Here is a 15,406-nt window from a genome sequence, read left to right on the forward strand (position 1 = left end):
AATATAATTTACCTAGCCATTAGTTTTATGCTATAGTGGAAGTACTGGGTCAAAAATTGGAATAGGAGATGATCGATTGAAATTGATGTGGCGTTACACGATGAGATATAAGAAGCTATTATTTTTAGATTTCATTTGTGTTTTTGGATTTATATTGATAGAACTAGGGTTACCGACGATCTTAGCACGAATGATCGATGTTGGAATCAAAAACAATGATTACGATTATGTAAAACAACAAGGATTGTTAATGATCGGGATCACGGTTGTCGGTGTGGTGATGAATATCATGTTAGGCTATTTTGGGGCACGCATGACAACAAATATTGTTCGCGATATTCGTGATGATCTATTTGAAAAAGTACAGACTTTTTCCCATCGTGAATATGAAACGATCGGTGTTTCATCACTGATTACAAGAACAACCAATGATGCGTATCAAATCATGTTGTTTATGGGGAATATTTTACGAATCGGTTTTATGACACCGATGATGTTTTTTGTCAGTTTATATATGGTTATGCGAACAAGCCCTTCGCTAGGTTGGTTTGTTTTAGGTGCTTTACCGTTTCTATTGGCAGCAGTTGTCCTGATTGCCAAAGTTTCTGAACCTTTATCAAACAAGCAACAAAAGAACTTAGACAGAATCAACGGGATATTAAGAGAAAATCTTTCTGGTCTGCGCGTGATCCGGGCGTTTGTTAATGAGAAGTTTGAAGAAAGTCGTTTTAGCAAAGTCAATGAGGATTATACAAAAAGTTCTAAGAGCCTTTTCCGTTTGATGGCGGCAGCTCAACCAGGATTTTTCTTCCTATTTAATATCGTAATGGTGTTGATTATTTGGAATGGTGCCCTTCAGATCGACCAAGGCAGTTTATTAGTAGGGGATTTGATTGCCTTTATTGAATATATTTTCCACGCATTGTTCTCATTTATGCTTTTTGCAAGTGTCTTTATGATGTATCCACGTGCGGCTGTTTCAGCGCGTCGGATTCAAGAAGCCTTTGATATGGAACCTGTGATTCGTGAAAATGAAGCTGGAATCACTGAAACGAAGACTAAAGGCTACTTAGAATTTAAAAATGTTACATTTGCTTACCCAGGACATTCAGAAAGTCCTGTGATACGTAATGTTAGTTTTACAGCTTCTCCAGGAGAAACTGTGGCATTTATTGGGAGTACTGGTAGTGGGAAATCAACGCTGATCCAATTGATCCCACGTTTCTATGATGTTTCTGAAGGTGAAGTTTTACTTGATGGTGTAGATGTGCGCGATTATAAACTGAGTGCTTTACGTAATAAAATCGGTTATATTCCGCAAAAAGCGTTGCTATTTACCGGAACAATCGCAGAAAATATGCGTTATGGTAAAGAAGATGCAACAATTGAAGAAATGGAATTAGCTGCAGAAATCGCCCAAGCAACAGAGTTTATTTCACAAAAGCCAGATGGTTATGATGAACTTTTATCAGAAGGTGGAACAAACTTTTCAGGGGGGCAAAAACAACGTTTGGCAATTGCCAGAGCTGTGATTCGTCGTCCAGAAGTTTATATATTTGATGATAGTTTTTCAGCTTTAGATTATCAAACAGATGCTAATTTAAGAGCTCGTTTGAAAAAAGAAACAACCGAATCAACTGTTTTGATCGTCGCACAACGTGTGGGAACGATCATGCATGCAGATAAGATCGTGGTGCTAAATGAAGGGGATGTCGTTGGCATCGGTACCCATCGTGAATTACTTGAGAATTGTCCTATCTATTATGATATTGCTGCTTCTCAATTGTCAGAGGAGGAATTAGCATGAAAAACGCACTCTCTTCGATTAAACGGTTAGGCAGATATATTAATCCTTATAAAGGAACTTTCATTTTAGTGATCATCTTTACTGTTTTAACGGTGGCTTTTAATGCTGCAATGCCGTACGTTTCTGGATTACCGATCACTGAGATTAGTAAGAATGTTGCACAAGGAACAGGTTTGAATTACGCTTATATCATTCAATGTCTGATTTGGATTTTGATTGTCGGTTTAGGGTATTGTGCAGCGCAATTTTTATCAGGATATTTGATGGCAGCAGTCGTTCAGCATTCTATGCGTGACTTGCGTCGGGATATCGATGAAAAAATCAATCGTCTACCCGTTTCTTATTTCGATAAAAACCAACAAGGAAATATTTTATCTCGTGTAACCAATGATGTGGATGCAGTGAGTAATGCAATGCAACAAAGTTTCATTAATATCGTTTCAGCTATTCTAGGAATAGTGATGGCTGTTGTGATGATGTTTTACATCAATTGGTTAATGGCACTGATATCAATCATCATGATTCCATTGTCACTATTGATTTCAAAAACGATCGTTGGGGTTTCACAAAAATACTTCCAAGGTATGCAAAATGCACTTGGAAATTTAAATGGGTATGTGCAAGAAAATATGACAGGCTTTAGTGTGTTAAAACTCTATGGTCGTGAATCAGAAACCTTGCAAGGCTTTAAAAAAGTCAACCATAATTTGAATAGCTTTGGGTTTAAAGCAACTTTTATTTCAGGTTTGATGCTACCTTTAGTACAAATGACCGCTTATGGTACGTATATCGGTATGGCTGTTTTAGGTAGTTACTATGTTATTACTGGTGCAATCGTAGTCGGACAATTACAAGCGTTCATTCAATATATTTGGCAGATCAGTCAGCCAATGGGGAATATCACGCAATTGTCAGCAGCATTACAAAGTGCTTCGGCAGCAACAACACGTGTATTTGAAATTTTAGATGAGCCTGAAGAAGAATTAAATGAGCACGATATCCCATTACCGGAAAAGGTTCAAGGCTCAGTTCAATTTGATAATGTTAGCTTTAGCTATGATCCTGCTAAACCATTGATCCGAAACTTGAACTTTGAAGTACAAGCGGGTCAAACGGTTGCAATCGTTGGGCCCACTGGCGCAGGAAAAACCACGTTGATCAATTTATTGATGCGTTTTTATGACGTTACGGATGGGGCAATCAAAATCGATGGAATCGATACGAAAAAAATGGATCGTAGTGATGTTCGTTCGGTTTTCGGTATGGTCTTACAAGATGCTTGGTTATATGAAGGAACGATTGCCGATAATATTCGTTTTGGTAAATTAGACGCAACAGACTATGAAGTAGTAGATGCGGCTAAAACAGCCAATGTTGACCACTTTATCCGGACAATGCCAGATGGTTATGAGATGGAAATCAATTCTGAAGGAGACAACGTGTCTCTTGGGCAAAAGCAATTGTTGACGATTGCTAGAGCAGTGATTTCTGATCCAAGAATTTTGATTTTAGATGAAGCAACAAGTTCTGTGGATACTCGCTTAGAAGCATTGATTCAAAAAGCAATGGAACGAGTAATGGAAGGGCGCACAAGTTTTGTGATCGCTCACCGTTTATCAACAATTCGTGAGGCGGATTTAATCCTTGTGATGAATCAAGGTGAAATCATTGAAAAAGGAACGCATAACGAGCTGTTAGAACAAGGCGGTTTTTATGAAAAACTTTATAATAGCCAATTTGCTGAAGATGGCGACTATGAATAATTGCTATGAAGAAGGGACACTGAATAATAGTGTCCCTTCTTTTTTGTATAACGTAAGGGCGTTTATGACCATGTAATTTACTCAAGTTTGCTATACTAAAGATAGTAGAAGAGGTGGAAAGCATGACAAAAGAATATTTTATTGCATCAAGTGCAGACGTTTACGGCAATGTAGTGCTTGGAAAAGATACGAGTATCTGGTTTCAATCGGTGCTACGGGGAGATAATAATACGATTACAATCCATTCAGGAAGCAATGTGCAGGATGGCACTGTGATTCATGTTGATCAGGATGCTCCTGTCGTGATTGGTGAAAACGTCACAATTGGACATCACTGTATGCTTCATGGCTGTACAATAGAAGATGGAGCTTTGATCGGTATGAGTTCAACCATTTTAAATCATGCAACGATTGGGAAAAATAGTTTGATTGGTGCAGGTTCTTTAGTGACGGAGGGGGCTGAGATTCCGCCAAACGTTTTAGCATTTGGTCGACCGGTTAAAGTCATTCGTCCGTTAACTAGAGAAGAGATCCGTAAAAATAAAGAAAATGCTCAGCACTATGTTGACCTGTCAAAAGATTTTGTAGCTGAAAAGTACCCGAAACTAACGTGAGAGGAAGAACTACAGATGAAAAAATCAAGGTAATGACAGTTTTTGGTACAAGACCAGAAGCAATTCAAAATGCACATACTTAAAACCCTTATGGTAACGGTAAAGCAAACCAACGAATGGCAGAAGCGGTTGCATACGAGTTTTCAACAAATAACAGAGTTACCGTCATCTTTTGAGTAGGAAACTAGTGCATATCTTTCGGAAAAGTCATATTTAGATGGTAGGATTAGTGTATTAAGCAAAGAAAGAAGGGCGAACTAGATGTTTTTACATGTCAGCGATGAAGCACAGATAAAATTGACTCCTTATATTGAACGTAAAGCTGTGATTATTTTAGATCTAGATGATGGTGTTGGTCGCTATTCAAAAATGGGTGTTTGTTCCTTAGACACAAGTTTCCGTTTGTTGCTATTGGATCAGCTACAAGATAAATCAGATTTTAATTTATCTTTAGATTCGGATATCGGATCGGTATACATCAAGGATTATTCTAAACGATATTTGGATGAAGAAATGACGTTGGAAGTCGATCCGCGTTTGCAGGTATTTAAATTGAAAAGCCTAAGTGGTGTTTTAGATGGCAATGTACCGATTGTTGATTTGCGACCAGAACAAACTGTAGAACACTAAAAAAGAGATGAGACAGCAGTGATTTGTAGTGTTGTCTCATCTCTTTTTTAATCTGGTCGTTTTAAATCAAACAATCCGTCAATATGACTATAAGTATTTCCAGCCAATCGTGCGATTGGATTAAATTCTTCTGGTAAAATATACTCATTTTCCTTATCAAAAACAGTTTCAGCAAAATGAAAATCAGTGATTTCTAAAATAAATAAATCAGTAATGATCTGCTCTTCATGATTCTTAATGGGCACATACTGATGGAGACGTGCTTCCATTCGAATTGGTGCGGCTGTGATTCCAGGTACTGTAACTGAGTTACTTGCAGTAGTTTCGATCTCATTGATCGTGATTTCACTTTGTTCCGGCTCAAAAGAAGCTGCTGTTTTATTCATCGATTCAACCACATGATCATCGACTAAATGGATCACGAGTTCATTCGTTGCTAAGATATTTCTAGCCGTATCTTTGATTGAACCAGCTCGTCTGAGAATGGCTAAAGTTACTAACGGAATATCAGAAGCTACAGCGTTGAAAAAACTAAACGGTGCAGCATTGATGGTTCCGTGTTCTTGATTTAGAGTCGTTACCCAAGCAATCGGTCGTGGAATAATACTGCCAGATAAAAATTTGTATGCTTGTTTTGAGGTTAATTGGCTAGTCGGATAATGCAACATAGATTTTCTCCAATTCTATTGTGATTAACGCGGTTTATTCGCATCAGATGTATCAAAAGGACGAACAAATTCTTCGATTTCTGTTCTTTTACTTTCTAAAAAGGGTGGTAAAGAAAGTTTTTCGCCAGCAGCTTCATAGGTTTCATCTTGTAAGAAACCAGGGCCATCTGTTGCTAACTCAAATAAAATATGCGGAGCAGCTCTAAAATAATCAGATTTGAAATAAAAACGCTCAACGAAACCAGAGTTAGGAAATTGCAGGCGATTGATTTTCTCAATCCAAAAACGTAAAGCTTCTTGATCTGCTACACGTAATGCTAAATGATGAACATTACCAAAACCTTCTTGCGCTTCTGGAAGGTCATCACGATGTTCTACAATAATACTAGCGCCATTGCCGCCCTCAGCCACTTCAAATAAATGGAAATGCCCTTCAGCATCGACTAATTTAAACCCTAGTACCTCAACCAAAACGCGTTGCATATGATCGAAATCTGCTACTGTTACAAACACTGGACCTAATCCAGTCAAAGCGTGTTCAGCAGGGACATCTGTTTTCTTCCAGGGAGTACCGCTAGGGACACCATGGTTCATTTCATCAGAAATCAATTGATATTGTTGTTGATCGAAATCTTCAAACTCTAAATATTTTTTACCGAAACGTTCTTGAATTTCACCATGATCGATTTTATGTTCATTAAAACGATCGATCCAATAAGTTAAAGCCGCATCATTTTTAACACGAAACGAGGTGCGTGAAATAGCATTTGTTCCCTTAGAGCCTTTAGGGATTCCAGGGAAATCGAAAAAGGTCATATCTGTACCAGCAGAGCCAAGATCGTCCGCAAAAAATAAATGGTATGTTTCAATGTCATCTTGATTGACAGTTTTTTTGATTAATCGCAATCCTAAAAGATCTGTAAAGAACCGATAAATTTTTTCTGCACTAGATGTCATTGCTGTAACGTGATGAATACCGCGAATTTGTGTTTCCATAATATAAAACCTCCAAGTTGATTTTTATTTGTTTTTACTTACTAAAAGTAAGTTTACATCTAAACTCAGAATTAAGCAACTCTTTTCTCTTTTCCTAACTATTGCTAGAAAGAATAAAGAAGAGTACCATAAGATTATTAACTAGGTAAAGAAGGTAGGGGAAAAGGATGGAAGAGAAAAAAACGTTTCACGTCAATGGTTACATTGCGCTAGTTGTGTTGATTATTTTACTTGTGATCGGTAGCTATTCTTTTTATGTCGGGGTAACAGATGAACGCTTTAGCATGATTACGATTGGGTTTGTATTATGGGTGATTTCTGCTTTATTTTTAAGCTCATTAACAATCGTTAGTCCAAATCAAGCCAAAGCAATTTTATTTTTTGGACAATATTTAGGGACAATCAAAGATAATGGACTGTTTGTGACAACTCCTCTGACACAAAAAATCAATGTGTCATTAAAAGTGCGAAATTTTAATAGTTCATTGTTAAAAGTCAATGATTCAGACGGAAACCCAGTTGAAATTTCTGCTGTTGTTGTTTTTAAAGTGGTTGATACAGCGAAAGCATTATTCGATGTTGACCGTTATCAAGATTTTGTGGAAATTCAAAGCGAGACCGCGATTCGTCATATTGCTACCCAATACCCATATGATACATTCAATGAAGATGACCTGACTCTAAGAGGAAATACCAATGAAGTTTCAGAAGAGTTGGCAAAAGAATTACAAGACCGTTTAGCGGCAGCAGGTGTTGAAGTGATCGAAACACGATTAAATCACTTAGCATATGCGACTGAAATTGCTAGTGCGATGCTACAAAGACAACAAGCTAAAGCGATCCTCTCTGCACGTCAGATTATCGTTGAAGGTGCGGTATCTATGACGCAAATGGCGTTAGAGCAAATTGAGGATGGTCAAAAGATCAATTTTACAGATGATCGTAAAGTTCAATTAATTAATAATCTCTTAGTATCGATCATAACCGATAAAGGGACACAGCCTGTGATCAATACTGGTGATGTTCACGAACGATAGAATAAAAGAAAGTGAGTTTTTTATGCAGTATAAAACAATTTTATTTGATTTAGATGGAACTATTACAGATTCTGGTGAAGGGATCATTCATTCTGTCGTTTACGCATTAAAGAAAATGAATTTAAAGGTACCGCCTCACACAGAACTATACTCCTTTATTGGCCCACCTTTAAATGATACATTTAAAAAGCAATACCATTTAGATGATCAAGCAACCGAACAAGCGGTAAACTATTATCGAGACTACTATCAAGCAACAGGAATGTACGAAAATTATGTATATACTGGTATTCCAGAATTGTTAACAGCACTGAAAAACGCCGGATGTACACTGTATATCGCAACGTCAAAACCTGAGATCTATGCAAAACAAATCTTAACTCATTTTGAACTTAACCATTATTTTGAGAAGATTTACGGAGCTAGCTTAGACGGAGAACGCTCAAAAAAAGCCGATGTCATTCGTTATGCACTAAAAGAAGCGAAACTCACTCATCATGAAGAAATACTAATGATCGGTGACCGCAGTCACGACATAGTTGGTGCAAAAGAAAATGATTTAGCTTGTATTGGTGTATTGTATGGATTTGGTGATTGGACAGAGTTAGCGGCGGCTGGGGCAGATTATATTGTTAACACACCTGAAGAAATCAGAAAAATAATTATTAATTAAAAAGAGCTGTTTGCTTATTTTAGGCAAATAGCTCTTTTACTTATTTATTCAGGGAGTTGGTCATAAGCGAGTTGATTGATAATTTTTTTGTGAGCAGGATAAAGGGGCAATAACTGTTTTTTTGTAAACAATTCAAAGTCTTGATAGTCAAATCCAGGGGAAACCATGCAGCTTACTAGGGCAAACTCACTATGCTCCTCAACACTGGAGCCGAAGATCACATTTTTAGGAACAACTGCCTGCAATACTTCTCCGTTTTCCAAATCAGTCCCTAAACGAATAATTTCATATTGGCCATCTGGATGGAGCAAATGAACACTCAATGCAGAACCAGAATGATAATACCAAACTTCATCAGAAAGTAAACGATGGAAATGAGAAGGATTTTCTTGTGTCAATAAAAAATAGATACTTGTATAGTAAGGACGCGTTTTATCGGCTGAGACTTGCAGTGAGTCTTCCGAATGTAAAACTTGTTTAAAATAACCACCCTCTGGATGGGGGTCTAACTTAAGTTGTGAAATCCAGTAAGTCTGATCTTTTTTCATAACGATTCCTCCAAGTAAATGTCATTATTTTGTTCAAGATAGTAAAATGAACGCTAGTCAATTCTATTATAACGCAACTGTTTCGTTTAGTGTTCCGTTTATACGAATAGAGTTTATTAGCTTTTAATTAGTAATCTGATGCAAAAAAAGAGCTATTCTCAAATGTTTTAACGAAATCCTCATAAATTGATAAAAGAAAGCCTTTTCTTTAGGTATAATTAAGTTCAATAAATCACATGAAGGAGAGTCTTATGAGCAAAATAAAAACAGTCATTGTAGGAGCAAATCATGCTGGAATCGCTGCAGCAAACACATTGTTGGATACGTATCCAGATCAAGAAGTTGTGATGATCGACCGAAATACCAACCTTAGTTACTTAGGATGCGGGACAGCGCTATGGGTAGGTCGCCAAATTGAGTCATACGAAAATCTATTTTATACGAATAAAGAAGCGTTTGAAGCAAAAGGCGCTAAAATTTACATGGAAACAACCGTTGAACGCATTGATTTTGATCAAAAAATCGTTCATTGTAAAAAACATAATGGCGAAGAATTTACCGAAACCTATGACAAATTGATCTTAGCGACAGGTTCAGCACCAATCAATCCTACTATTCCAGGCAGAGATTTGAAAAATGTTGAGTTCTTAAAACTTTTTCAGGACGGCCAAACAGTCGATGCTGCGATGGCAAAAGAAGAAGTCAAAACAGTTGCCGTCATCGGAGCGGGCTACATTGGTGTTGAGATTGCAGAAGCCGCTAAACGTCGGGGTAAGAATGTTCTATTATTTGATGCAGCCGAAAGATGTTTGCCGAATTACTATGACAAATGGTTTACTGATGACATGGACAATGTTTTAGCTGATAATGGCATCGAGCTACACTATAATGAGTTAGCAAAAGAATATAAAGGCACAGAAAAAGTTGAATCTATCGTGACAGATAAAGGCGAATATGCTGTAGATCTAGTCATCAATGCGATTGGTTTTAGACCTAATAATGGCTTAGGCAAAGATCATTTAGAATTATTTGCTAATGGAGCATATCTAGTCGATCTTCATCAGCAAACAAGTGATCCTAGTGTATACGCAGTCGGTGATTGTTCAACGATTTTTTCAAATGCAGTACAAGAAACAACGTATATTGCTTTAGCAACGAATGCTGTTCGTTCAGGGATCGTTGCAGCGCATAATGTTGGTGGTACACCACTAGAATCGATTGGTGTCCAAGGCTCAAATGGAATTTCAATTTTTGGCTATCATATGGTTTCTACTGGTTTAACAGTGCAAGAATCCAAAAAATTAGGCTTGAAAACAAAATATACTGAATTTGAAGACTTACAAAAACCAGGATTCATGAAAGAAAATAACAAAGTAAAAATCAGAATCGTTTATGAAGAAGAATCACGTCGCATTGTTGGGGCACAAATGGCTTCATATGAAGATATTTCGATGGGGATCCATATGTTCTCACTTGCAATTGAAGAAAAAGTAACGATCGATAAACTTAAATTACTAGATATTTTCTTCTTACCACATTTTAACCAACCATATAACTATATTACAATGGCGGCACTTAGCGCTGAGTAATCAGGGAAAACATGGGCTGAGACGTAAGATCTCAGCTCTTTTTATTCAATTAAATATAAAACAAATCTTACAAGTTAGTGTCTTTTCTCTAAAAAAGTTTAAATTTAAAAAGCTTTCATGTATAATAGTTAAAGTTAAAGAAGATACATAGAGAAAGTAAGGAGGATTTGTTTTGGCAGAAGATAACCAAAATAATCAAGATCATTCCAATTCTTCATTCAAAGATCAGGTCTTGCGTTCTTTGCGAGGAGAAGAAATAGGCAATGATGATTCAGCTTCTTCTGAACACAATGCTCAGAACTTATCACAGCATAATGAAGCAGAATATAATAGAACATATCGTTCTCAAGCTAATGATCAAGAAGAATCAGTAAAACTAGATGAGGAGATGCATTCAGTAGGCTCGCGCAGTGCTGATCATCATTCTAAACGAGTGGAACCGACAGAGGCAGGCGGACAACCAGAATCAAGTAACAGTACTCAAAACAATGAGAATGATAATGGCAACAAACGAACTAGAAAAAGAGAAGATCGAATCGTTAGTCGAATCGTATTGATAGTGGCTTCAGTTTTAATATTAGTCATTGCGATTTTTGGTTTTACTTTTTATAAATATGTTAATGCAGGCTTACAGCCGCTTGACAAAAAAAATTCCAAACTGGTTCAAGTGCATATTCCAGAAGATTCGTCTAATAAAAAAATCGCAAATATTTTAGAAGACAGTAAAGTAATTAAAAGTGGTCTAGTATTCAACTACTATGCAAAATTTAAAAACTTAACTGATTTTCAAGCAGGTTATTACCAAATGGCACCGGATATGACGTTGGATGAGATTGGGGCACTTTTAAGAGAAGGTGGAACTGCTGAACCTACACAGCTTGCTGATGGAAAAGTTACGATTCCTGAAGGTTTTGATATTGATAAGATCGGCGATGCAATTGAGAAAAACACCGATTTCAAGAAAACTCAATTCATAGAACTGATGCAGGATCAAGCTTTCTTTGATAAGATGAAGGAAAAGTATCCTGAACTATTAACAAGTGCAGCTGAAGCGAGCGGCGTTCGTTACCGTTTGGAAGGCTACTTATTCCCAGCGACTTATGATTACTATAAAGAAGCAAAATTAGAAGATTTTGTTGATCAAATGATTGCAAAAACAAGTAGCGTGATCGAACCTTACATCCCGATGATCCATGCTAAAGGGATGACGATCCAGCAAGTTTTAACATTAGCTTCCTTAGTCGAAAAAGAAGGCGTGAAAGAAGAAGACCGCAAAAAAATTGCTCAAGTTTTCTTTAACCGAATTGCAGCAAATATGCCGTTGCAATCAGATATCTCTATTTTATACGCACTAGGCGAGCACAAAGAATTAGTGACATATAAAGATTTAGAAGTAGACTCACCTTACAATCTCTATAAAAATACTGGATATGGTCCTGGACCATTTAACAGTCCTAGCGAGCAAGCAATCAATGCTGTTTTAAATCCAATTGCCAATGATTATCTATACTTTGTAGCGGACATTTCAACAGGTGATGTATATTTTGCAGAAACATATGAACAACATCAAGAATTTGTAGATAAATATGTTAATAAAACAGAAAAAAGTGAATAGCCTTTAGTTTTGCGTATTATATTACGAGCCAACCTATAAATTAGGCGGCTCGTTTCGCTTTACTATGGAAACCCAGGATGGAATACTAAAATACAGGCAAAGGACAGACTGTAAAAAAATTCTAGTAGATTTATAAAAACTAAGGGAATATTATTTACAATTTGCTTAAAGCGTGGTACTCTTTTCTGGATTGAAAGCGGAATTTTTCAATGAAAATGAAATAAAATATTGTAGTAAGTTAAGAAGGAGAAATTAACATGGTAGAAAAAGTATTTCCTATGACACTTGAAGGAAAAGAAAAATTAGAACAAGAATTAGAAGAACTAAAAACAGTTAAACGAAAAGAAATCGTTGAACGTATAAAAATTGCAAGAAGCTTTGGTGATCTATCTGAAAACTCTGAGTATGAGTCGGCTAAAGATGAACAAGCTTTTGTAGAAGGACGTATCACAACATTAGAAAATATGATTCGCTTTGCGCAGATCATTGATAATGGCGGCGTTGATTCAGACGAAGTTTCAATCGGTAAAACAGTCACATTTATTGAATTACCTGATGGAGATGAAGAAGAATATACGATTGTTGGGAGTGCGGAAGCAGATCCTTTTTCTGGTAAAATTTCAAATGACTCACCGATTGCCCAAGCGTTGATTGGCAAACGCTTGAATGACCAAGTTGCAATCGCAACTCCTGGTGGAGATATGCAAGTAAGAATTACAAAAGTTGGCTAACAAAGCAGTTGATAAAAACAAAGGGCAGGACAAAGCTACCATTAGTTTTGACTTGCCCTTTAAACCTTAATAAATAGCGGGATATACCGTTTATTTTATTAAAAATTAGGGCTAAAGTCCTATAGTAAAATGGGGCTTTAGCAACTAACATTAATAGGGGAATCAAGGTATACTGATTTCATAGGAAGGGGGATTATCATATGAAGAACCCATGGCGTTTTTTTATCGTAGTAGAATCATTACTTTTTATATTGGCATTATGGCAAATTATACATAACCCAGGTCTGGCAGTACTGTTAGTATTGGGTATCTTGAGTGCTGTTTATGCACTAAAAAAGGTTCATCGTAGTAATTTTAATAATTTTCAACTTGTATTGGGGATTATCTTGATTTTAATTGGAGTCATGAATAGTCCTGCATTTTGGTTGATGCTAGTCTTTGGTGTTTTATTTATTGGCTTAAAGGGGGTAGAAATCGCGGGTGTTGACATTACACAACGTGCACCATGGAGAAAGAAGCAAATGATCATGGTAGAAACGACTAATGTTGAACCTAAAAGCGGTCGTCGTTTCAAACGTTCGTGGTTCGCGAATGAACGTATTGGCAGTAACGTGTATGAATGGGATGATATCAATATTGATGTCCTTTCTGGCGATACGATTGTTGATTTAGGCAACACATTACTCCCTAAAGATGACAGCATCATTATTATTCGCAAAGGCTTCGGTCGTACAAGGATTTTAGTTCCACTAGGAGTTGCAGTGATGTTAGAACATTCAACGTTCTATGGAAATGTTAATTTTGAAGAAGAAAAATATCATTTGAAAAATGAGTCATTAAAGGTTTATAGCAATGATTTTGATACGAATAACCGTCGCCTGAAAATCATTACAAATACGTTAGTCGGAGACCTTGAGGTGATTCGCGTATGATGGGTAAAATTTCTCGACAGATGCTCTCTTTGTATGCTGCTTGCAGTACGTTTATCGTGGTTTTACTGACACTATTTTCTTATTTTCATTCGATCAAACAGAAAAACTGGATATTGGAATTAATTCAAAGGAAAGTATTTTACATTCCTTTGATTTTCCACATGATTTTGATTTCACTTTTGGTTGGATTATCGACCTTTTTACTCGTATCTATTGTACAAAAGGCACAATATGGTAGAATTGAAGAAAAACTTAGATTGTTGGCAAGAGGTAGCTATGAAAGTCCGGCAATTGCCAAAAGTGTAGCGCATGCTAGTAATGATCAGTATATTGGTGAAGTCGACCAAGATATTTTGAAAATCAGAACGAAATTATTAGAGATGTCCAAGGAACTGCAATTATTGAATAGCCGTCCTCAAATAATGGATGGAGAGACCAAGGAAGAAATTTTAGAAGCAGAACGACATCGTTTGGCAAGGGAGCTACATGATTCTGTTAGTCAGCAACTATTTGCTGCGATGATGATGTTGTCTGCCTTAAATGAGCAAGCGCAGCGTAGTGAAACACCTGAGCTATTCCGCAAGCAATTAGTCACCGTTACAGATATTATCAATGCTTCGCAATCTGAGATGCGCGCATTATTGCTTCATTTACGTCCAGTAAGCTTAGAAGGCAAAAGCTTGCGTAAAGGGATCGAGCAATTATTGAAAGAATTGCAAACAAAAATTAAAATCGAACTAACTTGGGATGTTGAAGATGTTCATTTGAATAATAGCATTGAAGATCACTTATTTAGAATCGTTCAAGAGCTGTTGTCCAACACGCTTCGCCACGCTAAAGCGAAGGAACTCGAAGTCTACCTTCATCAAGTCGACAAAAATGTTCTACTACGTTTAGTTGATGATGGTGTTGGTTTTGATATGAATGAACAAGATAATAAAGCCGGAAGTTACGGCTTGAAAAATATTCGTGAGCGAGTAGCTGGTATGGGCGGTATCATTAAGATCATTAGTTTTAAAGGACAAGGAACAAGTGTTGAAATCAAAGTACCTGTAATAAAGGAGGACATAACAAGTGATCAAAGTAATGTTAGTGGATGACCATGAAATGGTACGATTAGGCGTATCCTCTTATTTATCGATTCAAGAAGATATTGAAGTAGTTGGGGAAGCTGAAAATGGTCAAATTGGTTATGAAAAAGCGTTAGAACTTCGACCAGATGTGATTTTAATGGATCTCGTCATGGATGTCATGGATGGAATAGAGTCGACCAAAGCGATTTTAAAAGACTGGCCACAAGCTCGTATTATAATTGTGACAAGCTTTATTGACGATGAAAAAGTTTATCCGGCAATTGAAGCTGGAGCAGCGGGCTACTTATTGAAGACTTCAACCGCACATGAGATTGCGAATGCCATTCGAGCTATTGCTAGAGGAGAACGTGTTTTAGAACCCGAAGTCACAACAAAAATGATGGAACGGTTGACGAAAAAACAAGAACCTGTTTTACATGAAGATTTGACGAATCGTGAACATGAGATATTGATGTTGATTGCTAAAGGGCGTAGTAATCAAGAAATCGCAGATGAATTGTTTATTACGTTAAAAACAGTTAAGACACATGTGTCAAATATTTTAGCAAAACTAGATGTTGAAGACCGCACACAGGCGGCTATTTATGCGTTTCAGCATGGATTAGCAAAATAGAAAAATGAACCTTGTGGATGAGATAAACTGTACACGTTTGTCTTGTTCACCTTTTTTTATATGAACATGTGGTTCATTACTTCAATAGAAAACTAG

The 15,406-nt window shown here is 36.8% G+C and carries 15 protein-coding genes; 12 read left to right on the plus strand and 3 right to left on the minus strand.

The window, feature by feature from the left end; genetic code table 11:
• Positions 1-76 precede the first annotated feature (76 nt).
• The 4 genes from A5819_RS09655 to A5819_RS09670 all read left to right on the plus strand — a co-directional run bounded on the left by A5819_RS09655 (position 77) and on the right by A5819_RS09670 (position 4,814).
• Entirely contained in the window at positions 77-1,807 is a 1,731-nt protein-coding gene (locus A5819_RS09655) for an ABC transporter ATP-binding protein (protein ID WP_086278599.1), read from the plus strand.
• Complete coding sequence (gene efrB / locus A5819_RS09660) at positions 1,804-3,570, plus strand: multidrug efflux ABC transporter subunit EfrB (protein WP_086278600.1); 1,767 nt, start codon at positions 1,804-1,806, stop codon at positions 3,568-3,570. The genes A5819_RS09655 and efrB overlap by 4 nt, the downstream gene beginning before the upstream one ends.
• Positions 3,571-3,692: 122 nt before the next feature.
• Positions 3,693-4,184 (plus strand): gamma carbonic anhydrase family protein, encoded by a 492-nt coding sequence (locus tag A5819_RS09665; RefSeq protein WP_086278601.1) that lies wholly within the window; start codon positions 3,693-3,695, stop codon positions 4,182-4,184.
• A 261-nt stretch (positions 4,185-4,445) separates the two neighbouring features.
• A complete protein-coding gene (locus A5819_RS09670; protein WP_086278602.1) occupies positions 4,446-4,814 on the plus strand; it encodes an iron-sulfur cluster biosynthesis family protein in 369 nt (122 codons plus the stop codon).
• A gap of 47 nt (positions 4,815-4,861) precedes the next feature.
• On the opposite strand, the gene A5819_RS09675 is transcribed toward A5819_RS09670, so the two are convergent.
• Positions 4,862-5,482 (minus strand): flavin reductase family protein, encoded by a 621-nt coding sequence (locus tag A5819_RS09675; protein ID WP_086278603.1) that lies wholly within the window; start codon positions 5,480-5,482, stop codon positions 4,862-4,864.
• Positions 5,483-5,506: 24 nt separating this feature from the next.
• Positions 5,507-6,478 (minus strand): ring-cleaving dioxygenase, encoded by a 972-nt coding sequence (locus A5819_RS09680; RefSeq protein WP_086278604.1) that lies wholly within the window; start codon positions 6,476-6,478, stop codon positions 5,507-5,509.
• Positions 6,479-6,645: 167 nt separating this feature from the next.
• Here A5819_RS09680 and A5819_RS09685 point away from each other — a divergent pair, with 167 nt between their 5' ends.
• Both A5819_RS09685 and A5819_RS09690 read left to right on the plus strand, forming a co-directional pair.
• Positions 6,646-7,515, plus strand: a complete 870-nt coding sequence (locus A5819_RS09685) for an SPFH domain-containing protein (RefSeq protein WP_086278605.1) — start codon at positions 6,646-6,648, stop codon at positions 7,513-7,515.
• A 22-nt stretch (positions 7,516-7,537) separates the two neighbouring features.
• Complete coding sequence (locus tag A5819_RS09690) at positions 7,538-8,188, plus strand: HAD family hydrolase (protein ID WP_086278606.1); 651 nt, start codon at positions 7,538-7,540, stop codon at positions 8,186-8,188.
• A gap of 44 nt (positions 8,189-8,232) precedes the next feature.
• Here A5819_RS09690 and A5819_RS09695 read toward each other — a convergent pair whose 3' ends face one another.
• Positions 8,233-8,736, minus strand: a complete 504-nt coding sequence (locus A5819_RS09695; RefSeq protein WP_086278607.1) for a cupin domain-containing protein — start codon at positions 8,734-8,736, stop codon at positions 8,233-8,235.
• 251 nt (positions 8,737-8,987) lie between these two features.
• Here A5819_RS09695 and nox point away from each other — a divergent pair, with 251 nt between their 5' ends.
• The 6 genes from nox to A5819_RS09725 all read left to right on the plus strand — a co-directional run bounded on the left by nox (position 8,988) and on the right by A5819_RS09725 (position 15,310).
• Positions 8,988-10,325 (plus strand): H2O-forming NADH oxidase, encoded by a 1,338-nt coding sequence (gene nox / locus A5819_RS09700; protein WP_086278608.1) that lies wholly within the window; start codon positions 8,988-8,990, stop codon positions 10,323-10,325.
• 172 nt (positions 10,326-10,497) lie between these two features.
• Complete coding sequence (gene mltG / locus A5819_RS09705) at positions 10,498-11,940, plus strand: endolytic transglycosylase MltG (protein ID WP_086278609.1); 1,443 nt, start codon at positions 10,498-10,500, stop codon at positions 11,938-11,940.
• A 257-nt stretch (positions 11,941-12,197) separates the two neighbouring features.
• Positions 12,198-12,671 (plus strand): transcription elongation factor GreA, encoded by a 474-nt coding sequence (gene greA / locus A5819_RS09710; RefSeq protein WP_086278610.1) that lies wholly within the window; start codon positions 12,198-12,200, stop codon positions 12,669-12,671.
• 200 nt (positions 12,672-12,871) lie between these two features.
• On the plus strand, positions 12,872-13,603 hold the full coding sequence (gene liaF / locus A5819_RS09715) for a cell wall-active antibiotics response protein LiaF (protein WP_086278611.1): 732 nt from the start codon (positions 12,872-12,874) through the stop codon (positions 13,601-13,603).
• Positions 13,600-14,703 (plus strand): sensor histidine kinase, encoded by a 1,104-nt coding sequence (locus A5819_RS09720; RefSeq protein ID WP_086278612.1) that lies wholly within the window; start codon positions 13,600-13,602, stop codon positions 14,701-14,703. The genes liaF and A5819_RS09720 overlap by 4 nt, the downstream gene beginning before the upstream one ends.
• Entirely contained in the window at positions 14,678-15,310 is a 633-nt protein-coding gene (locus A5819_RS09725) for a response regulator transcription factor (protein ID WP_069639069.1), read from the plus strand. The genes A5819_RS09720 and A5819_RS09725 overlap by 26 nt, the downstream gene beginning before the upstream one ends.
• Positions 15,311-15,406 lie beyond the last annotated feature (96 nt).

The sequence above is a fragment of the Enterococcus sp. 7E2_DIV0204 genome, assembly GCF_002140855.1.
In the GTDB taxonomy this organism is placed as follows: domain Bacteria; phylum Bacillota; class Bacilli; order Lactobacillales; family Enterococcaceae; genus Enterococcus_L; species Enterococcus_L lemimoniae.

Coding starts and splice junctions, on each gene's coding strand:
- efrB (WP_086278600.1), top strand. CDS start 1,804: ATGAAAAACGCACTCTCTTCGATTAAACGGTTAGGCAGATATATTAAT.
- A5819_RS09665 (WP_086278601.1), top strand. CDS start 3,693: ATGACAAAAGAATATTTTATTGCATCAAGTGCAGACGTTTACGGCAAT.
- A5819_RS09670 (WP_086278602.1), top strand. CDS start 4,446: ATGTTTTTACATGTCAGCGATGAAGCACAGATAAAATTGACTCCTTAT.
- A5819_RS09675 (WP_086278603.1), bottom strand. CDS start 5,482: ATGTTGCATTATCCGACTAGCCAATTAACCTCAAAACAAGCATACAAA.
- A5819_RS09680 (WP_086278604.1), bottom strand. CDS start 6,478: ATGGAAACACAAATTCGCGGTATTCATCACGTTACAGCAATGACATCT.
- A5819_RS09685 (WP_086278605.1), top strand. CDS start 6,646: ATGGAAGAGAAAAAAACGTTTCACGTCAATGGTTACATTGCGCTAGTT.
- A5819_RS09690 (WP_086278606.1), top strand. CDS start 7,538: ATGCAGTATAAAACAATTTTATTTGATTTAGATGGAACTATTACAGAT.
- A5819_RS09695 (WP_086278607.1), bottom strand. CDS start 8,736: ATGAAAAAAGATCAGACTTACTGGATTTCACAACTTAAGTTAGACCCC.
- nox (WP_086278608.1), top strand. CDS start 8,988: ATGAGCAAAATAAAAACAGTCATTGTAGGAGCAAATCATGCTGGAATC.
- greA (WP_086278610.1), top strand. CDS start 12,198: ATGGTAGAAAAAGTATTTCCTATGACACTTGAAGGAAAAGAAAAATTA.
- liaF (WP_086278611.1), top strand. CDS start 12,872: ATGAAGAACCCATGGCGTTTTTTTATCGTAGTAGAATCATTACTTTTT.
- A5819_RS09720 (WP_086278612.1), top strand. CDS start 13,600: ATGATGGGTAAAATTTCTCGACAGATGCTCTCTTTGTATGCTGCTTGC.